This window comes from Mucilaginibacter sp. GW821-FHT07H05, assembly GCF_059418485.1.
On the sequence record NZ_JBWKPY010000001.1, the window covers coordinates 865,401 to 885,402 of the forward strand.

The following is a 20,002-nucleotide window of genomic DNA, read 5'->3' on the forward strand; positions in this document are numbered from 1 at the left end:
TTTAGGTTTTTAAGTGGATTGAAGAGGCAATCTAATTTATTTACTAATAATTATCAAGTATTTTTACAAACAGGCAGCGGTGTTTGCCGTTAATGATAGCATATGCAAAAAGTAGTGTTGATACGTCATGGCGAAAGTGTTTGGAACCAGGAGAACCGCTTTACCGGCTGGACCGACGTTGACCTGAGTGAAGAGGGTTACCTGCAGGCAAAAAAGGCGGGGGAAGTGCTTAAAAAGTATGATTATAATTTTGATGCCGGCTTTACTTCCGTATTGAAAAGATCTATCAAAACCCTGCATTTTATATTGGAAGAGCTGGATCACCTGTGGATCCCCGTACAAAAATCGTGGCGGTTGAATGAGCGCTTTTACGGTGCCTTGCAGGGAAAAAACAAGGATGAAGCGGTTGCCCAATACGGATTTGACCAGGTACAAAAGTGGCGGCGCGACCCGAATGAACACCCACCGGCGATTACGAAAGAGGACGACCGTTATCCGGGCCACGACCTGCGTTATAAGGACCTGACCGACCGCGAAATCCCCCTGACCGAAAACCTGAGCGAAACGATGGACAGGGTATTGCCTTTCTGGAATGAGATCATCGTGCCGGTTATCCGTCAAAATCAAAAAGTAATTATCTGCGCGCACGGTAACAGCCTTCGGGCATTGATCAAATACATGGATAATTTATCCGACGAGGATGTTACCCAACTGGAAATACCTACCGCTGTACCATGGGTGTATGAACTGGACGATGGATTAAACACCATTAAACATTATTACCTGGAATGAAGAACCTTCTTGAATTCCAGTAATTTCCTTCCCGATTTATTGTTAACTCAACGGTACAAAGTACGGCTATCGGTTTGGGGCTTTAGGGTTGTATGTCTAATTGCAATGCCCTGACCTTTAGCTATTGCCCCGCAACACAATAAATCTTAAATTCGCCCACTATTTAATTATCATGTCTCAAGAAACTGAACACGTAAAATGCCTGATCATCGGGTCGGGTCCTGCCGGTTATACGGCTGCTATATATGCTTCGCGCGCTGATCTGAAGCCTGTACTTTATACCGGTATATTAGCCGGCGGCCAGCTTACCCAAACCACCGAGGTAGAAAATTATCCCGGTTACCCGGATGGCATACAAGGCCCCGAAATGATGGAAAACTTTCGCCGTCAGGCCGAGCGTTTGGGTACTGATATCCGTTTTGGGTATATTACTTCAGTTGATTTCAGCAGCCTGCCGCATAAAGTGGTGGTTGATGAAACCAAAACCATCCTGGCCGATACTGTGATCATATCTACCGGCGCATCAGCTAAATGGCTGGGGCTGGAATCTGAACAGAAATATAACGGCTTCGGTGTTTCTGCCTGCGCCGTGTGCGATGGTTTCTTTTTCCGCGGACAGGATGTAGCCATTGTAGGGGCAGGGGATACCGCTGCCGAGGAAGCTACCTATTTAGCCAAGCTTTGTAAAAAAGTGTATATGCTGGTTAGGCGCGACGAATTCCGCGCATCAAAAGCCATGATGCACCGCGTATTGAATACCCACAATATCGAGATACTATACAACACCGAAACCAAAGAAATCATAGGCGATGGCTTGAATGTTACCGGGGTAAAGGTGCATAATAACAAAACCAATGAAGAAAAAACAGTTGATGTAAGCGGCTTTTTTGTGGCCATTGGTCACCATCCTAATACCGACATTTTTAAAGGCTGGCTGGATATGGACGAAACCGGTTATATCAAAACCAAACCCGGCACTACCTACACCAATATTGAAGGCGTATTTTGCTGTGGCGATGCCCAGGACCACGTTTACCGCCAGGCAGTTACCGCCGCCGGTACCGGCTGTATGGCCGCCATTGATGCCGAACGTTACCTGGCCGCTAAAGAACACGAGTAATAGCATAATTTAGTCCGAAAGTCAGAAAAGACCGGAAGTCCGGAAGATATAGAACAGCGCACCATTTTGGTGCGCTGTTTTTTGTTTTCAGCACATGTTCTAAAGGGTTTGTCACGCACCGTGCGTAGGCCTCCCAATGATACTTCAAACAAGCTTAAGTTTCCCCTCTTTCCGCCGCAGGCGAAGAGAGGGTGCCCCAGCGAAGCGATGGGCGGGTGAGTAAACTCGCCGGCTTTGCATTACCGCTCTGCATACGCCGTGACTCACCCGACGAGGCTTCGCCCGTCTGCCCTCTCTTCGCCTGCGGCGGAAAGAGGGCAGGAATAATATGAAGTGATGCCAATTTTATGTTATTGATTTTTTACATACCATAAATCGTATAAATTTTAAAAATCTGCTAACTTCACCATTTCAGTTTTAATACTATTGATATTTCTATGTATAAAAAGTACGCGCTGTTTACGCTGGTATGCCTGTTCAGTTTAAGTATGGTTAAAGCCCAATCGCCCGGTACTAACCTGGGGATCATCCCGGCCCCTGTATCCGTTAAAAAAATTCCCGGCGAATTTGTGCTGAGTCAGGAAACCATCCTGTTTGCCGATAGCACAGATAATAAAGCCGTTCAGTTTTTAGTCAGTTACCTGCAAAATAAATACGCGTTGCGGAATCAGTTAAAGCCCAATACCGGGAATAATGGCAACAATACCATTATACTTACTGCCGCTGGTACCGATAACCTGCCTGCCGAAGGCTATCGTTTAAATATTACGCCGCAACAGATCACTATTGCCGGTAAGGGTTCGGGTTTATTTTATGGGATACAAACCCTGATTCAGCTTCTGCCGTTAGCGCATGGCGCTACCGTAAAATTGCCTTGCGTACAAATTGAAGATTATCCGCGCTTTGGCTACCGTGGCATGCATTTGGATGTTTGCCGTCACTTTTTTGGGGTAGAGTTTGTGAAGAAATATATCGATCTGCTGGCAGCTTACAAACTAAATACCTTCCACTGGCATTTAACTGATGATCAGGGCTGGCGTATCGAGATCAAAAAATATCCGCGACTGACTCAAATTGGCAGTCAGCGCGCGCAAACCCTGCTTGGGCGTTATGTTGACCGTAACCAGCAGTTTGATGGCATCCCGCATGGCGGCTATTATACACAGGAAGAAATTAAAGATGTTGTGAAATATGCCGAAGCGCGTTATGTCAACATCGTCCCCGAAATTGAAATGCCCGGCCACGCGCTGGCAGCTATTGCTGCTTACCCCGAGTTAAGCTGCGATCCATCAAAAACCTATAAGGTGGGCGAGAAGTGGGGCGTGATCTACGATGTTTTTTGTCCAACGGAATACACCTTCAATTTTATGCAGGATGTACTGACCGAGGTGATCGACCTTTTCCCAAGCAAGTATATCCACATCGGTGGCGACGAGGTTCCTAAAGAACAATGGAAGAAGTCGGAGTTTTGCCAAAAACTGATCAAACGGTTGAAACTAAAAGATGAGCATGGCCTGCAAAGCTACTTTATCCAACGAATGGAAAAATTTGTGAACGCGAAGGGCCGCAGCATCATCGGCTGGGACGAGATCCTGGAGGGCGGCTTAGCGCCAAACGCAACAGTAATGAGCTGGCGGGGCGAGGCGGGCGGTATTGCTGCAGCCAAACAAGGCCACGATGTAATTATGACCCCGGGCAGCGGTGGCCTGTATTTTGACCATCAGCAGGGCGTTGTCAGCCGCGAACCTTTAAGCATTGGCGGCAACTCTACCTATCAAAAAGTTTATAGCTACAACCCCATACCTGCGGCTTTAAATGCCGATCAGCAGAAGTATGTTTTAGGTGTGCAGGCCAATTTATGGACGGAGTATATCGCCACCGAAGAAAAGGTAGAATACATGTTACTACCGCGGTTATTCGCCTTATCAGAAACGGCATGGACGCCGCTGGCCAATAAAAATATCGCTGATTTTGAAGCGCGCCTTCCCCGACACCTGGCCTGGCTGGATAAAAATGGGTTTAATTACCGCCTGCCCAAAGCAATTGGCGCTATTGATACCATCAGTATAGGTACACAGTTAAATGTCGACCTGAAGCCGCCGGTAGATGGCGCTAAAATATACTATACCATTGATGGGTTTAAGCCGGGCGAAACAACCTTGCTTTACGAGCACCCCTTTACACTTAATATACCCGACGGTCAGTATCGCGAACTGAAGACTATTGTTATTACGCCAGCCGGCCACCGCGGTTTAATATCGCATGCTATGGTTACCAACAGGCCGCCACTGGCACCGGTTGCTTTTGATGGCATTACCCCAGGCGTAAAATATAAGGTAGTTGAAGGCGCTTTTACCGATGCCAGTCAGTTAGATGCGGCGCCTGTAATTGATTCGGGCGTAACGAAGACCTTCAGCACAACGTCTTTTAGAAAGAATAAACCTTTTGGGGTAATATTTAGCGGCTATATCCGTATTGATACTGATGGAAAATATGTGTTTGCCACACGGCAGGAAGATGGCGCCAATATACAGATTGACGATCAGACTGTTGTGCTGAACGATGCCAAACACGGATTATACCATGATGGAGGAGAGGTTTTGCTGCAAAAAGGATATCATAAATTTACACTGAGGTATTTTGACAACGGCACATCAAACACCAATACCCTGCATGTTTATATGGTAATACCGGGCAGGCCCAAAGGCGAACTCTCGGCCGAATCGATCTATAACTAAAATGATGATGAGTAAAATATTACAAGTACGCAATTTTTTACTGGCAGGCATGGGCATGGCGCTATGTGCCTGTACACAGGAGCAGCCTAAAAAGAATTTTTCGGATACTAAGCCGGCAGCGCCGGCAGTGATGCAGCCATTCAGATATCATAAAATGATAGAAGTATCGCCGGGGCAGGATTTTGATATTATGAGCTGGGGCAGGGGCAGCACCAGTCAGGGGGCGTTACTGATCTTACGGTCGGATACCATAAACAAACGTTTTACCACTACCACCGGAGATTTGGAGGGCGCTATTACCGGCGTATTTAACTCGGATATGGATATCGACGGTAACCCCGAACTGTTGATACAAGCCAAAGCAAAGGATACGATTGATTATACTACCATTTACGCTTACGAGTTTAACGAAAAGGCTAATAAGCTGGATTTCCCCAAGCTAACCAGCACACAAAAGAAAGGGTATCGTGGCGATGATAACTTTTATATGAAAGACGGCAAGCTGATCCGCGAGTTCCCGATATTCGATGGCAATTCATCTACAGCTAAACCAACCGGGCAGAAACGCATATTGCAGTATAACCTGCGAAGTAATAGCTTAACCGTAAAAGACCTGAGCGCCGATACGCTGAAAACAAAAGATGTTAAAGAACCGGTTGCCGATAAACCTGCTGAAAAGAAAGCGGAAGTGAAAAAAAGCACGGTGTCTGAAAAAAAATCGACCAAAAAGAAAAAAGAAACACCTAAGAAAAAGAAGAGAAGGCATAGGGGGTAGATTGATTTGGCTTTGCTGTTTTGCTCCCGCGAGTTTAGCGTAGCATAACTCGCGGTAAAAAAATCATGTCATTGCGAGCGATAGCGTGGCAATCTCGTCGCAAGCAGGGCGAACTACGAGATTGCTGCGTCGCCCCACTTCAAAGGTTTGGCCGCTCCTCGCAATGACATGATTTTGTATCCCGCAAGGTCTCTCGGAAAAGACCCTGAGTACGCTTGAAAAGTATACGCATTGTTGCTCTGCATAATAGCTTAGGGTCCTCTCCGAGTTTAAGTTAACCCACAAAATTTGCTATAAATACTGTTAGCAAGTCCGCATAGCGGACGCAATATCTTGTAGCAACGGGTTTTAACCCGTTGATTAATGTATAAAACCAACAGGAGTTCCATGGGAACGGCAAATATTCTGTCGAATATAGAAACGATAATGATATGGCCCGAACCTACGGCTCTCCTATAAACTATTCCATTAATCAACGGATTGAAATCAGTTGCTAAAATATGAACCGGGGCGATGCCCCTTTAGCTTAAATAATAGGTTTTGGTTTTATGGGTTAACTTAAATCTCCGAGAGACCCTGCGGGGACTCGTTTGAAACAGAAAAGCCCGCTAATGCGGGCCTCTCCATTATCCTAAAATTCCGAATTCGAAATTCCGAAATCCGAAATCAAAAAGCTATCCCAACAGGGTAGCCTTAGTTGCATCCAGTATTTTAAACGATGCGGCTGAATCGGCAGCTTCGGCGTAAACGCGTAATACGGGCTCGGTACCCGATGGGCGGATCATTACCCAGGTGCCATCTTCAAAAAAGAATTTAAAGCCGTCAAGGTCTTCCTTGCGCACAACCTTATAATCGCCAAATGAAGGGTATTTGTCTGCTTTGCTGTTAGCTATGATGCTTTGTTTTAACTCTTCGGTTACATGCAAGTCATAACGCTCTACCGCGAATGAACCTACCACATCATAAATTTCCTGCACCAGGTCGCTTAACGAGCGGCCTGTTTTGGCCATAAACTCCCAAATGATCAGGCCGATCCAAACACCGTCGCGCTCAGGGATGTGGCCTGCGGCAGCAATACCGCCCGATTCCTCGCCGCCCACCAAAAATGGTTTGCCCGAGTTAACGATCAGGTCGCAAATGTATTTAAAGCCAATTTTGGTAACGGTATTGTTCAATCCGTAAGCATCGCACAGCTTTTGGATTTTGCTGGTACAGCTAAAGGTAGAGTATACCTCGCCGTTTTGTTTTTTAACTTTGTACATGTAATGGATCAGCAGCAGCAGGATATGGTGCGAGTCCACAAACTTGCCATCCTGGTCGTATAAGCCAATACGGTCAGCGTCACCATCGGTAACCAGTCCGCAGGCTATCTCGCCGTCCGAGAGCTTAATAATGTCCTCAAACTCGGTCAGGTTACGCTGGATAGGCTCAGGCGCTTGTCCGTCAAAGCCCGGGTTATGCTCGCAATGCAAAAAGGTAATATCAGGGAACAGGCGGCGCATTACATTTTGGCCGGCGCCATACATGGCATCGTAAGCCCAGCTCATACCGCAGGTGCGTATGGCATTCAGGTCAAAGCTATTCTCTACATGGGCCACATACATATCTTCCAGGTTGGTAAATTCAACCAGGCCGTCCTTTTGGTATTCAGCAACCGATTTCAATTGCACGTCTAAAGTATCCGGTATGGTCGACTCTACTTTTTCAATATCATCAGGTGTAGCCGGGCCGCCGTATGATGCTTTGATCTTGTAGCCGTTATAAGCAGGCGGATTATGGCTTGCAGTAATAATAATACCTGCCGATGCCTTGTGGCGTACTGTTCCCAGCGATATCATAGGGGTAGATACAAAGGTATTTTCGGCACGAAAAACTTTTACACCCTGCGAAGCAAGCACGGCCGTTGTAACATCGGCAAATAGCGGGCCTGCAAAGCGCGGGTCGCAACCAACCACGGCAGATGGGTTGGTAAACTCTTTTTTTAACCATAAAGCGGTAGCATAAGCCACACGCTTAACATTCTCAACCGTAAAGTCGTCTGCAATAATGGCTCTCCAGCCATCTGTGCCAAATTTAATTTTGATCATTTATAGAGCGATATGTGTTTAAAATCCTATTTTTAGCCCCTTGAAAAAGCTTACTACAAGGATAAAAATATTTTCAATAACACCACTAATAAATAATAGTTTAAATTACATTAATCAGCCCTTTTAATCTTCCCCGGCAGTGGGGCAGGAGACTTATATACCATGTTCAATTCAGATACGATCAGCCGCTTTCAGCAATTAGAAACTCCTTTTTATTATTACAACCTGGCTTTGCTTAAACAAACGCTGGAGGCTTGCCGCACGGCATCGTCAAAATATAACTTCCATGTGCATTATGCCATGAAAGCCAATTTTAACCCGAAGGTGCTGGAAGCTGTACAATCATTTGGTTTTGGAGCCGATAGTGTAAGTGGTAACGAGGTTAAAGCTGCAATAGAGAACGGCTTTGATAAAAACCAGGTAGTTTTTGCTGGAGTAGGCAAATCTGATAAAGAGATCAATTACGCGCTGGACGCGGATATATTTTGCTTTAATGTGGAATCGGTTCAGGAGTTGACCATTATTAATGATCTGGCGAAAGCCAAAGGTAAAACCGCCCGGGTAGCCATCCGTATTAATCCGAATGTTGACGCTAAAACCCATCATTTTATTACTACCGGTCTGGAAGAAAATAAATTTGGTGTGGATACCTGGCAATTACCTAACGTGGTTGATGCCTTGCATGCCTGTACCAATTTAGAGTTTATGGGGATCCATTTCCACATCGGATCGCAAATTACCGATATGGAGGTATTTAAAAACCTTTGTTTGAAAGTGAATGTGCTTGACGAATGGTTTGAGGAACGTGGCTTTAAAATTAAAATACTGAACGTAGGCGGCGGGCTTGGTGTTGACTACTACCAGCCTGATACCAATAATACCCCCGATTTTGAAGCGTACTTTAAAATATTTGCCGATAACCTGACCGTAAAACCCGGGCAAGAGGTGCACTTTGAACTGGGGCGCGCGTTGGTAGCGCAATGCGCATCGTTGATATCGCGGGTATTGTATGTGAAAAATGGATTGAAAAAGAATTTCCTGATCCTGGATGCGGGAATGACCGAGCTGATACGCCCGATGCTTTACCAGGCTTATCACCAGATTGATAATTTGAGTAAAGGAGTCGGAAAGTCGGAAAGTCCGGAAGTCGGAAAGTCAGAAGAAGAACTAATCTCTGATCACCAATCTCTAATCACTAAGTACGATGTAGTTGGCCCCATCTGCGAAAGCACCGATTGTTTCCGTAAGGATGTGTTACTGCCCGAATCCTTCCGCGGAGATTTGGTTGCTGTACGCACTGCCGGCGCTTATGGCGAGGTAATGGTATCTAATTATAACCTGAGGGATAGGGTACAAAGTGTTTATTCGGAAGAATAAAAATAGCTGAGCAATAAAAAAGCCTCCCGATAAATATCAGGAGGCTTTTTTATTAGATACCGTGAAAATTACATTTTCTTGGTAGAGTCTTTAATAGCAGCTGAATCTTTCTTAGCTGAATCAACGGTTGCAGAAGAATCTTTCTTAGCTGAATCAACAGTTGCAGCTGAATCTTTCTTAGCTGAATCTGTAGCAGAACCAGAACCTGAACCAGAACAAGCAGCAACAGTTAAAGTAATTGCTAAAGCTAAAAAGCCAAATTTGAATGCATTTTTCATGTTAAAATCTTTTTTTAAGTGTATTAGTTTCGCTTGTTAATACCGGGAATTAAAAAAGGTAACCCATGTTTTTAAAAAAAAAGATATAAAACAAAAAAACTCCCGGCATACACCGGGAGCTTTTTTGTTTGCTAAGCAAAAATTACATTTTTTTAGTTGAGTCTTTTTTAGCAGAGTCAACTTTAGCTGAATCAACTTTAGCAGTTGTATCAGCAGCTTTAGCAGCAGAATCAGCTTTAGCAGCAGAGTCAGCTTTAGCAGCTGAATCAGCAGCAGAACCTGAACCAGAACCTTTACAAGCAGCAACAGTTAAAGTGATAGCTAAAGCTAAAAAGCCAAATTTGAATGCGTTTTTCATTGTTAATTTTTTAAAAGTGATTATAAATTTAGTGTTAATACCTACAAATATAAAAAGGTAACCCGTATATTTTAAAAAAAATAACGAATTACATCAATAATCTTAAAAATATTACAATTATGGTTTTTTAACTACCGTTTTTTTAACAACAGTTTTCCTGGTAACGGTTTTTGATAGGGTATCTACCTTAACTTTGGGGGTATCGGTAGCTAATTTGGTGCTATCTGTTTCAGCGCTATCGGTTTTAATGAGGGTATCGGTGCTTGTGCTGGTTGATGTTGAAGAATCGACCTTACTGGAATCGGCCGAACCGCCTGTTCCGCCAGCGTTGCACGCCGTTATAGCTATGGCGATGGTTAATGCAAGGCCAAATGTTTTGAATGCGTTTTTCATATATATTGCTGATTGATGATATAACAGGTGATATAACCACTCTGCCCATATTATGTTTTAAGGATATGATCAGCTATTTTTAAAATCTTTATTACCCTGTGTGCCAGCAATGAAGGCCGGTAATAGTAATATTATAGGTGATTTATTTTTTTTTATGGATTATGGGTTACAATTTCGCACAAATAGTATTAAGGAGTGAGTAAAGAGATGAACAACAGTGTGCCAACCGATAGCGAAGTAATATTGGGCATACTTAATAATTCGGAAACGGTATTAAAAAGATTATATCTCGCTTACTTTCCTATGGTGTTGCAACTGGTTATTAACAATAGCGGCACCCAGGACGATGCCAAGGATATTTATCAGGAAGCTATCATAGTTCTTTATAATAAAGTTAAAGGCGGCAATTTTGAGCTGAGCAGCAAGCTGAAAACCTTTATCTACTCGGTATGCAGGCGCTTATGGCTTAAACGCTTAAGCCAGATGAACCGCTACGGAGGCGATATCAGGGATTTTCAGGAGCATTTACCCGTTGAGGAAGATGTTGACCTGCATAGCGACCGCGACATACAGTTTGCGAAAATGGAAGGCGCCCTGCAATTACTGGGCGAGCCTTGTAAAACCATTATCGAGGACTTTTATATCAATAACAGATCTATGCAGGAGATCTGCGAGAAATTTGGTTATACCAATGCGGATAATGCCAAAACTCAGAAATACAAATGCCTGCAAAGGCTGAAGAAATTGTTTTTTCAGCAGAAATAAAAGGAAGAAATGAGCAATTACCAGTTAACAGAAGCAATTGAGCGCTATTTAAAAGGCGAAATGAGCACCGAAGAGCGTGCCCATTTTGAACAACTGCGCAAGGATAATGCTGATATTGACAGCAAAATAGCCGAGCACCTGCATTTTACCGGGCTGTTAAACCAATACCGCGAGCGTTTGGAGTTAGAGGATAAGCTAAACGCGATACACCATGAGATAGATGTACATGCTTTGGTAGAAGAGATGACCGTGCACCCATCTAAAATTGTGCAGATGTGGCGTAACCATCACTCTAAAATATCGGTGGCGGCATCGGTAGCTATTTTTGCTGTGTTGACTACGATGTTTTTTGCTGGTTATTTTTCTAACAGAAACCAGCCCCAATATAAGGAACTAAGCAAAAAGATCGATAACATTAAACAGTCAACCGATCAGCTTAACCGTAAAACAAATGCAATTGCAAAGCAGATAAGTACAAAAAATCATTTACTTAGTCCGGGTAACTATCGCGGCAGTGGTTTCGCGCTGTCAAGCAATGGTTATATCGTTACTAATTACCATGTGGTTAGCGGTAAATTTGATTCATTATATGTACAAAATGCCAATGGCGACTCATACAGGGCTAAGCTGGTATATACAGCGCCTCAATATGATATCGCTATCCTGAAAATTACTGATGACTCGTTTGAGAGCTTACCGGCGCTTCCTTATAATTTTAAACGGGGCAAAAGCGATATAGGCGAAGAAGTTTTTGCCATAGGATATTCAGAAGGCGACTCTCCGGTATTTGACAGGGGATACGTAAGTTCGGCCAATGGTTATAAAAGCGATTCAAGCGAATATCGTGTATCCATACCCGTAAACCCCGGCAACAGCGGCGGCCCCCTGGTTAACAGTAAAGGCAGTATTATTGGTATCGTATCTGGCAAACAAACCGAAACAGAAGGCGCATCGTACGCTAAAAAATCAGGATATTTATATAAGGCTATACAAAATGTACCGCAAGACTCGTTAAGTGGTAAGTTAAACCTGGGCAACAAAAATACGTTAGCAGGCCTGAGCCGGATTCAGCAGATTAAAAGACTGCAGAACTATGTATTTATGGTGAAAGTATATTGATTACCGTAACAACACATCAGGATCCAGAGAGAGACGTAAAATTGCGTCTCTTTTTTTATGTTTGATCATTAAATCAGCGAAATGTTAAAATACCTTTTGATATTGTTTTGTGTTATTGTGTGTCAGGGAAGCAAAGCGCAGTCTGCCCCGGATATCGCCCGCGAAGAATTTATAGAAAGCATGGCCAATTTTGCAAAAACACAAACCTTTGTACAAAAGATCCCCGAGTTTAAAGGCGGCGCCGGCGCCCTGTACGATTATTTGCAAAGCCATATCATTTACCCGCCAGATGCAAAAAAAGAGGGCCTTTCCGCGCAGGTATTTGTTAGTTTTTTGATAGACTGGAAAACAGGCTTGCCTAAAGATGTAAAGATTGTGCAAAGCAGCAACAAGCTATTTGAGCCCGAAGCGCTGCGCCTGATTAAAACTATGCCCGCCTGGGCGCCAGCCAAACAAGATGGCAAGAATATAAGTATGATATTAACTATTCCTGTATATTTTCATTTGGATTAGTTTGGAAAGTGGGGTGGCAATTTAACCACAAAGGTCACAGAGGGAGAATCCACAAAGGCCACAAAGCCTTATTTATGATAATGAGCTTCAGCTTTTTCTTGGTGCTCTTTGAGAAAAATCTTCGTGATCTTTGTGGTTAAATCTACGTTAAGTTACCTATCCACCTCGCCCAAAACAAAATCAATTGAACCTACAATAGCTATCAGATCGGCTATCATTACATTTTTTGCCATGGCTGGTAGTACAGAAAGGTTACTGAAGCTTGGCCCGCGTGATTTTACGCGGAAGGGTACTTCGCTGCGTCCGTCGGCAATAAAATAAAAACCCAGTTCGCCTTTACTGCTTTCGGCCCGCATATAATAGTCCTGCGCTTTTGGAATGATCTTTTTAGGCATTTTGGCACGCGGATCAAAGTCGGCAGTGCGCTTTAGTTCTCTTTGCAGGCGGTCAAGGCATTGCTCCATAATCTTAAGCGATTGCTCAATTTCATCAACACGCACTTTATACCTGTCCCAGCAATCGCCAACAGTGCCCACCAGGCCAGTGCCAACCGGAATGTCAAATTCCAGTTCGGGATATACCGAATAACCATCAATACGCCGCAGGTCCCATTTAAGGCCCGATCCGCGCAGCATAGGGCCGCTGCAACCATAGTTAATGGCCACATCAAGCGGTAATACGCCTACGTTAGCTGTACGGTTAATAAATACCTGATTATCGGTCAGCAGGCCGTTAAGCTCAACCATTTTAGGTTTAAAATAATCAACAAACTCCCGGCAGCGTTCTTCGAAGCCAACCGGCAGATCGTAAAACAAACCGCCCACCCAAATATAATTATACAACATACGCGATCCTGATGCCCATTCCAGCATCCCCATAATATGTTCCCGATCACGAAAACACCACAGAAAGGGAGTAAAGGCGCCAATATCAATACCATAAGTACCAATGGCTATCAGGTGCGATGCAATGCGGTTCATCTCGCAAACCAATACGCGGATATACTCTACCCGTTTGGGGATGTCTTTATCAATACCCAGCATCCGTTCTACACCCATTACCCAGGCATGGCTGTTATTCATGCTGGCCAGGTAATCCATACGATCGGTAAAAGGTATAGTTTGCTGATAGGTAAGCGATTCGGCGTGTTTCTCGAAACAGCGGTGCAGATAACCGATATGAGGGATCACCTCTTTAACTATCTCGCCATCAGTGATCAGCTCCAGCCGCAAAACACCATGGGTAGATGGGTGCTGCGGGCCCATATTCAGCACCATATCCTCGGTAGCCGCGTGGGCTATCTTTTGGTTATAGCGATCTAAAGCTTCGTTATATATTGGTAATATGGTGTTCGACATAGCAATGGTAGCTGTTGCTTAGTTTCAATTAATCTATCTTGATTCCTTTATAATATTCAGCCGTTTGATAGTCTTTACGCAAAGGGTAACCTTCCCAATCATCAGGCAACAGCAACTTTCGCATATCGGGGTGGCCTTCAAAGTAAATCCCTATCAATTCGTAAGCTTCGCGCTCGTGCCAGTCGGCCGATCGGTATACCGAAACAATACTTGGGAAATGAGGCAGGGCATCGCCTGTGCGATCATGCTCTTTACTAACCTTAAGCACCAATTGTGTTTGATAGGGGATAGAAGCTAAATGATACACCACACCAAAGCGACCGGCTTCCAGGCCATAATCTACGCCACTTAAACAACTCAGGAAATCAAAATAGGTTGCCGGGTTATCCCTTAGCTCGAGGCAAACTTTGGCAATATCATCCGGATTAATCAGCAAAGCAGGTTGCAGGCCGGTTAGTTCTTCGCCGGCAATTACCTGGTCGCCAAATTTATTGGTCAGTAATTGTTTTATTTCAGCAAGCATCATGGTGCAAGGCGAACTATTTTCCAGTTTTTGTTATCGATTTTTTTATAAACAATCCGGTCGTGCAGGCGGCTGCTGCGTCCCTGCCAAAATTCTACCAAACGTGGTTTAATGATGTAGCCACCCCAATACGATGGTTTGGGCACTTCTTTATCGGCAAATTCAATTTCCAATTCGGCCATTTTAGCTTCCAGATCTTTACGGCCAACAATTTCCTGGCTTTGCGCCGACGCTACCGCACCCAGTTGACTGGCTTTGGGGCGGCTATGGAAATAAGCTTCGCTTTGTTCGCGGTCAAGTTTCTCTATAATACCTTCAATACGTACCTGGCGCTCTAACTCCGGCCAAAAAAATACGGCCGATACCAAAGGGTTCTTCGCCATTTCCTTTCCCTTACGGCTCAGGTAATTGGTATAAAACATAAAGCCCTCTTTGTTAAAGCCCTTCAGTAACACAATACGTGCCGATGGATGTCCGTTGGTAGTAGCAGTTGCCAGGGTCATGGCGTTGGGTTCGTTCACATTGGCGGTGATGGCATCGTTAAACCACTTGTCAAACTGGTTAATGGGGTCCTGCTTTACTTCCTTTTCTGTAAGTGTGGCAGCGCTATAGTCGTTCCTTAAATTCTGTAATTCCTCGTTGTTCATTGCTGCAAACTTACAAATTAATTATACCGTATATATGATATAGGTCATTTTGACCAAACTAATCATTATTTTAGTGTTTTTAATTTCTATAATATGCTAAGTTCTATTCCCGCAGCTGTTGGACGGTTACTGATCTCGGAACCATTTATGATGGATCCTAATTTTAAGCGCTCGGTTATTTTACTGACCGAATACCACGAGGAAGGCGCCGTTGGCTTTGTGTTGAACCACCAAAGCGAGAATTTGCTGGGCGACCTGTTGCCTGATGTTTCCTATTCGGAGATACCGGTTTATAACGGAGGACCGGTGGCGGCCGATACCCTGCACTTTATCCACCGCTGTCCCGAAAAAATTGAAGGCGGGCTGGAGATATGGAACGGAATTTACTGGGGAGGCGATTTTGACAACGTTAAAACACTCATTAATAATTACCAGCTGAATACCGACGAGATCAAGTTCTTTACCGGCTACTCGGGCTGGACGGCTGGCCAGTTGGATAATGAATTGCAGGAAGATACCTGGATTGTAGCTAATAAATTTACTACTGATACGGTTTTTGCCGATGCCGAACATAACTTATGGAAGCAGGTAGTGATTAGCCTGGGACAACGTTACGCGCATATCGCCAATTTCCCGGAGAACCCGACTTTGAATTGAGTCTTAAGTCAGAAGTCCTAGGTCTGAAGTCGAAAGTCGAAAGTCTTAAATTGGAGATGCAGACTTAAGACTTAGAACTTCAGACTTAGAACTTCAGACTAACGACTTACCCCGCTAACCCTTCATCGCGCATTTCCTTTGCCGATGCTTCTACTTTTTGTTTGAGCTGATCTTTAAATTCAATTAAAGCGCTGGTGATCACGATATCCGAGGTGGCTAAGATCTGGGCCGCCAATATCCCCGCATTTTTAGCGGCATTAAGCGCCACGGTTGCCACCGGAATACCATTTGGCATTTGCAGTATAGATAAAACCGAATCCCATCCGTCGATAGAGTTGCTTGATTTTACAGGCACCCCAATTACAGGCAAGTGCGTTAACGACGCTACCATTCCCGGTAAATGCGCGGCGCCACCAGCACCGGCTATAATAACCTTCAGGCCACGATCGGCAGCGGCACGGGCGTAACTGAACATCAGATCGGGCGTGCGGTGCGCCGATACCACGGTGATTTCGTATTCAACGCCCAGTTCCTTTAAAACATCGGCGGCATCCTGCATTACCGGCAGGTCTGATTTGCTGCCCATAATGATGCCTACTTTTGGTTGGTTCATAGTTGATGGTTCATAGTCCATAGTGAAAATATCTAATTGTATATACTATGTCATTGCGAGGTACGAAGCAATCGCACACCCAAAGAGCGGTCATGCATAGTTCGCGATTGCTTCGTACCTCGCAATGACAAGTCGGTTATGCAATCACTTTCAAAGTCTCCTGCACAAATCTTGCTTTCTCAATCGCTTTTTCCCTGTTCGCATCCACAATAGTTACATGCCCCATTTTGCGGAACGGCTTGGTAATAGCCTTTCCATACAGGTGGATATAAACCCCCGGCTGGTTCAATACTTTCTCAATCCCCTGGTATACAGCCGGGCCTTCATAACCCGCTTCGCCTAAAACGTTTACCATAATAGCGTTGTTCAGGCAGTCGGTATTGCCTAATGGCTGGTTAAATATAGCGCGCAGGTGCTGTTCAAATTGCGATACGGTATTACCTTCAATAGTTTGATGCCCGCTGTTGTGAGGGCGCGGGGCTAACTCATTTACCAGCACTCGGCCATGTTTGTCCAAAAACATCTCAACGGCCAGCAGGCCAACTACCTTCAGGCTTTCGGCAATGCGTTTGGCAATATTTTCGGCTTCCTGGTGTATCTCAAACGGAAGGGTAGAGGGCGCGATCAGGAATTCCACCAAATTAGCTTCGGGGTTAAATTCCATCTCAACCATGGGGAAGCATTTTACCTCGCCATCGGCATTACGGGCAACTATTACGGCTATTTCCTTTTCAAAATCAATCCAGCGTTCTACCAAACTGGGTTCGGTAAATGCTTTAGCCAGGTACGTCGCGTCAATTACTTTGTAAACGCCTTTACCATCGTAACCGTCGCGGCGCAGTTTTTGAATATACGGAAAGGGGATATGGCTTTGCTTTAATTGCTCCAGCGAGTTAACGATCTGGAAATCGGCCGTAGGGATATCATTCTCCTTAAAAAACTGTTTCTGCAGGCCCTTATCCTGTATCAGGCGGATAATACGCGGTTGCGGATAAACTACCACACCTTCTTTTTCCAGCCGCTCTAAGGCGTCTACGTTAACCTTCTCGATCTCGATAGTCAGCAAATCAACTGTTTTACCGAAGTTGTAAACCGTCTCGTAATCGCCTAATGACCCGGTAGTAAACTCGTCGCACAGTTTACGGCATGGCGCTTCCGGATCCGGATCTAATACTTTAACCGTTACGTTATAATTTATAGCCTGCTGAATAAGCATACGGCCAAGCTGGCCGCCGCCTAAAATGCCAAGTTTAAGGTCTCCGTAAAATGCTTTCATTGTTGATGATGCAAGTTTAGCCCAAATCTTTTAAAAAGCCTAAAAGTATTATTTGCTAATTCAAAAAAGGTATATTCTTAGTGTGATGTGTACACATATGGTTAAAAGCCGCGTTATATGATAATTATTTGACTTTTATCAGGCTCAAAATCCTTAAAACAAGCCTGAAAATTGTATGTTTGCATAGTATTATCAGAAATAAAGCATACTGAATGAAAACTAAAATAGCGGTAGCTAAGGGCGACGGTATCGGCCCGGAAATTATGGACGCCGTGCTCCGGATATTTAAGGCCAACGATGTTAAATTAACCTATGAGTTTGTTGAAATGGGCAAGTCCTATTTCGATGCCGGCCATTCAACAGGGATGACCGACCAGGCCAAGGAAACTATCGAAACCTTAGGCCTGCTGTTTAAAGGCCCCATGGAAACCCCAAAAGGCAAAGGTGTAAAAAGTATTAACGTAACTGCCCGCAAAGTTTGGAATACCTATGCTAACCAGCGCGATTTCCGTACGCTGAACGGTGTTAATACTGTTTTCTCTAAAGCTGGGATCCCGATCAACTTAACTATCATCCGCGAAAATATTGAAGATACTTACGGGGGTATTGAACACCTGCTGACTTATGATGTTGCCGTTGGCCGCCGGATCATCACACGCCCGGGATCGGCCCAGGTGATCCGTTATGCTTTTGAGATGGCTAAGCGTAAAGGTTATACCAAGCTGGCCTGCGCGCACAAAGCCAATATCATGAAACTGACCGATGGCATGTTTCTGGAAGTTTTCCAGGATATAGCTAAGGAATATCCTGAAATAGAGGCCACCGATATTATTGTGGACGACCTGTGCATGAAGCTGGTATCGCGCCCGGAAATGTTCCAGGCTATTGTACTGACCAATCTGCAGGGCGATATCGTATCCGACCTTTGCGCCGGTTTGGTAGGCGGATTAGGCTTCGCGCCATCAGCCAACATTGGCGATAATATTTCCATTTTTGAAGCTGTACACGGTACTGCGCCCGATATTGCAGGCAGGGGTATCGCTAACCCTACGGCACTTTTGCTATCGGGTATTTCTATGCTGCGTTATTTGGGTTACGCGTCAAACGCGGCGGCTATTGAAAATGCTTTGCTTTATACATTAGAGCAGGGCGTACATACCGGCGATTTCGGCGATAAGTCTGTCCCGGCATCAAACACGAATGAATTTGCCGATGCCATTATCGCTAACCTGGGTAAAGTGCCTGCCGATGGCGGTGTGTTTGAAGATACCAGTTTTGAAGTAAGCGAAGATATTCACGAGCACCTGATCAAAAATAAACTGACTGCTACCAAAGGGATTGTGGAAGAGATGATAGGGGTAGACGTTTTTGTTGAATCGAACGTGCAGCCGGATGAACTGGCCGAAGTAGCTAAAAAGAGCTTAAGGTTTAATGATAACTTCGATCTGGTGATGATATCCAACCGCGGTACACAGGTATGGCCAACCGGCTCTATCTATACCGAACTGGTGAACGAATACCGCATCCGTTTTGAGAAAAAAGCCGGCCGCCAGATCAAACAAAAAGAGATATTGCACATAGCCGCCGACCTATCCGAAGAGGTAAAGGTTTGCTCGGTTGAATTCCTGATGAACTTTGGGGGTAAAATAGGGTATACGCTGGCGCAGGGGCAGTAAGTCTTGGTGATTAGAGATTGGTTAATTAGAGATTAGTTTTCTTTAATATTTGAACTAATCTCTAATCACTGATTAACTAATCTCTATAATACCTATCCGCTATAAACACTATCGGGAAGCCGAAGGCCACAATTAACGCGGCCATATTTTTGAGCACACCGGTCAGTTTCATAGGCCTCACGGGGATATGGCTTAAATAGGGCACCACAATAAAATTCATAATAGCGAATATCAGGAGGCCGAATACAAAGGCCAGTATAATTTTATTGCGCAGCAAGCCAATAAAAAATGGATAAGTTCTAAAAAGTATCGCTGTAAATATTAACGCGATGAAGTAATGGAACAGCACACCGTAAACAATCATTTCGGTTCCGCCCGTAAAAGCAGCCCGCCCAAAAAATCCGCTTGAAATATATTTAAATATCGCAGCGACCGGAACCTGCGGGTTAAGGACAATGGCCGATAACGCATCCAATGTGCCGCAAAGCAGCCAGGTTAATAATATATATTTGATAATACCTTGATTTCTGATTCGGACCGTCATAATAGTTTGGGTTAAAGCTTTTTAAAGATAATTAAAAACCTTAAAAATCATAATCATGACTAAAAATCGATAGGGAAATATGTGAAAATCACCCTATAAGGGGGATGAGAGTAGCGTTTAAGCAAGAGGTTCCGAATCACAAAATGACATCGCCCCCTTTTTACTAATCCACAAAATTTCCTTAAATTGCTCTTAGAATATGTGTGCCCAAACAATTATACAGATACCTAAACTTTTTTCTGAAAAGGGAAAAATTATCATTTCGATGATCATGCTTTTATCATAACCGATGATGCTTTTAAAAATGCGAAAACAGAAATCCCTAAAGAAAAGATCATTTCTCTGCGATTTGGCATTAAATGGATAAAAGGTCTTTATTTTCCAATAGGGAAA

General features: G+C 44.2%; 20 protein-coding genes. 10 read left to right on the forward strand and 10 right to left on the reverse strand.

Features of this window, described 5'->3' with window-relative positions; all coding sequences use genetic code 11:
• The first annotated feature begins 102 nt into the window (after nucleotides 1-102).
• The 4 genes from gpmA (at nucleotide 103) to AC07M6_RS03710 (ending at nucleotide 5,425) form a co-directional block, all read left to right on the forward strand.
• Entirely contained in the window at nucleotides 103-792 is a 690-nt protein-coding gene (gpmA, locus tag AC07M6_RS03695) for a 2,3-diphosphoglycerate-dependent phosphoglycerate mutase (protein WP_494887566.1), read from the forward strand.
• Nucleotides 793-964: 172 nt separating this feature from the next.
• Nucleotides 965-1,912: a thioredoxin-disulfide reductase gene (gene trxB / locus AC07M6_RS03700; protein WP_494887567.1), complete on the forward strand. Its 948-nt coding sequence runs from the start codon at nucleotides 965-967 to the stop codon at nucleotides 1,910-1,912.
• 437 nt (nucleotides 1,913-2,349) lie between these two features.
• Nucleotides 2,350-4,650 (forward strand): family 20 glycosylhydrolase, encoded by a 2,301-nt coding sequence (locus tag AC07M6_RS03705; protein ID WP_494887568.1) that lies wholly within the window; start codon nucleotides 2,350-2,352, stop codon nucleotides 4,648-4,650.
• Between the two features lies 1 nt (nucleotide 4,651).
• A complete protein-coding gene (locus tag AC07M6_RS03710; RefSeq protein WP_494887569.1) occupies nucleotides 4,652-5,425 on the forward strand; it encodes a hypothetical protein in 774 nt (257 codons plus the stop codon).
• A 674-nt stretch (nucleotides 5,426-6,099) separates the two neighbouring features.
• Here AC07M6_RS03710 and AC07M6_RS03715 read toward each other — a convergent pair.
• A complete protein-coding gene (locus tag AC07M6_RS03715) occupies nucleotides 6,100-7,512 on the reverse strand; it encodes a phosphohexomutase domain-containing protein (protein ID WP_494887570.1) in 1,413 nt (470 codons plus the stop codon).
• Between the two features lie 162 nt (nucleotides 7,513-7,674).
• Between AC07M6_RS03715 and lysA the strand changes: the two genes are divergently transcribed.
• Entirely contained in the window at nucleotides 7,675-8,889 is a 1,215-nt protein-coding gene (gene lysA / locus AC07M6_RS03720; RefSeq protein ID WP_494887571.1) for a diaminopimelate decarboxylase, read from the forward strand.
• A gap of 68 nt (nucleotides 8,890-8,957) precedes the next feature.
• On the opposite strand, the gene AC07M6_RS03725 is transcribed toward lysA, so the two are convergent.
• The 3 genes from AC07M6_RS03725 to AC07M6_RS03735 all read right to left on the reverse strand — a co-directional run bounded on the left by AC07M6_RS03725 (nucleotide 8,958) and on the right by AC07M6_RS03735 (nucleotide 9,918).
• Complete coding sequence (locus AC07M6_RS03725) at nucleotides 8,958-9,167, reverse strand: hypothetical protein (protein WP_494887572.1); 210 nt, start codon at nucleotides 9,165-9,167, stop codon at nucleotides 8,958-8,960.
• Between the two features lie 142 nt (nucleotides 9,168-9,309).
• On the reverse strand, nucleotides 9,310-9,525 hold the full coding sequence (locus AC07M6_RS03730; RefSeq protein WP_494887573.1) for a hypothetical protein: 216 nt from the start codon (nucleotides 9,523-9,525) through the stop codon (nucleotides 9,310-9,312).
• 117 nt (nucleotides 9,526-9,642) lie between these two features.
• Entirely contained in the window at nucleotides 9,643-9,918 is a 276-nt protein-coding gene (locus AC07M6_RS03735) for a hypothetical protein (protein ID WP_494887574.1), read from the reverse strand.
• A 195-nt stretch (nucleotides 9,919-10,113) separates the two neighbouring features.
• Between AC07M6_RS03735 and AC07M6_RS03740 the strand changes: the two genes are divergently transcribed.
• From AC07M6_RS03740 to AC07M6_RS03750, 3 genes are all read left to right on the forward strand, one after another.
• Complete coding sequence (locus AC07M6_RS03740) at nucleotides 10,114-10,683, forward strand: RNA polymerase sigma factor (RefSeq protein WP_494887575.1); 570 nt, start codon at nucleotides 10,114-10,116, stop codon at nucleotides 10,681-10,683.
• Nucleotides 10,684-10,692: 9 nt separating this feature from the next.
• On the forward strand, nucleotides 10,693-11,802 hold the full coding sequence (locus AC07M6_RS03745) for a S1C family serine protease (protein ID WP_494887576.1): 1,110 nt from the start codon (nucleotides 10,693-10,695) through the stop codon (nucleotides 11,800-11,802).
• 81 nt (nucleotides 11,803-11,883) lie between these two features.
• On the forward strand, nucleotides 11,884-12,315 hold the full coding sequence (locus AC07M6_RS03750) for an energy transducer TonB (RefSeq protein WP_494887577.1): 432 nt from the start codon (nucleotides 11,884-11,886) through the stop codon (nucleotides 12,313-12,315).
• Between the two features lie 152 nt (nucleotides 12,316-12,467).
• Here the strand turns inward: AC07M6_RS03750 and AC07M6_RS03755 are convergent, their stop codons facing one another.
• The 3 genes from AC07M6_RS03755 to pdxH form a co-directional block, all read right to left on the reverse strand.
• Nucleotides 12,468-13,592 (reverse strand): NADH-quinone oxidoreductase subunit D, encoded by a 1,125-nt coding sequence (locus tag AC07M6_RS03755; protein ID WP_494887630.1) that lies wholly within the window; start codon nucleotides 13,590-13,592, stop codon nucleotides 12,468-12,470.
• Between the two features lie 109 nt (nucleotides 13,593-13,701).
• On the reverse strand, nucleotides 13,702-14,199 hold the full coding sequence (locus tag AC07M6_RS03760; RefSeq protein ID WP_494887578.1) for an NADH-quinone oxidoreductase subunit C: 498 nt from the start codon (nucleotides 14,197-14,199) through the stop codon (nucleotides 13,702-13,704).
• Nucleotides 14,196-14,843 (reverse strand): pyridoxamine 5'-phosphate oxidase, encoded by a 648-nt coding sequence (gene pdxH, locus AC07M6_RS03765; RefSeq protein WP_494887579.1) that lies wholly within the window; start codon nucleotides 14,841-14,843, stop codon nucleotides 14,196-14,198. Before pdxH ends, AC07M6_RS03760 begins: the two co-directional genes overlap by 4 nt.
• Nucleotides 14,844-14,936: 93 nt before the next feature.
• Here pdxH and AC07M6_RS03770 point away from each other — a divergent pair, with 93 nt between their 5' ends.
• The gene (locus AC07M6_RS03770) at nucleotides 14,937-15,500 is read left to right on the forward strand and encodes a YqgE/AlgH family protein (RefSeq protein ID WP_494887580.1); all 564 of its coding nucleotides are present in this window, start codon (nucleotides 14,937-14,939) and stop codon (nucleotides 15,498-15,500) included.
• Nucleotides 15,501-15,606: 106 nt separating this feature from the next.
• Here AC07M6_RS03770 and purE read toward each other — a convergent pair whose 3' ends face one another.
• Together purE and AC07M6_RS03780 are read right to left on the reverse strand one after the other, a co-directional pair.
• Nucleotides 15,607-16,113, reverse strand: coding sequence for a 5-(carboxyamino)imidazole ribonucleotide mutase (gene purE / locus AC07M6_RS03775; protein ID WP_494887581.1), 507 nt, complete (start codon nucleotides 16,111-16,113; stop codon nucleotides 15,607-15,609).
• Nucleotides 16,114-16,249: 136 nt separating this feature from the next.
• On the reverse strand, nucleotides 16,250-17,389 hold the full coding sequence (locus AC07M6_RS03780; RefSeq protein ID WP_494887582.1) for a 5-(carboxyamino)imidazole ribonucleotide synthase: 1,140 nt from the start codon (nucleotides 17,387-17,389) through the stop codon (nucleotides 16,250-16,252).
• Between the two features lie 212 nt (nucleotides 17,390-17,601).
• Between AC07M6_RS03780 and AC07M6_RS03785 the strand changes: the two genes are divergently transcribed.
• On the forward strand, nucleotides 17,602-19,065 hold the full coding sequence (locus tag AC07M6_RS03785) for an isocitrate/isopropylmalate family dehydrogenase (protein ID WP_494887583.1): 1,464 nt from the start codon (nucleotides 17,602-17,604) through the stop codon (nucleotides 19,063-19,065).
• A 76-nt stretch (nucleotides 19,066-19,141) separates the two neighbouring features.
• Here AC07M6_RS03785 and AC07M6_RS03790 read toward each other — a convergent pair whose 3' ends face one another.
• Nucleotides 19,142-19,609, reverse strand: a complete 468-nt coding sequence (locus AC07M6_RS03790; protein ID WP_494887584.1) for a hypothetical protein — start codon at nucleotides 19,607-19,609, stop codon at nucleotides 19,142-19,144.
• Between the last annotated feature and the right edge of the window lie 393 nt (nucleotides 19,610-20,002).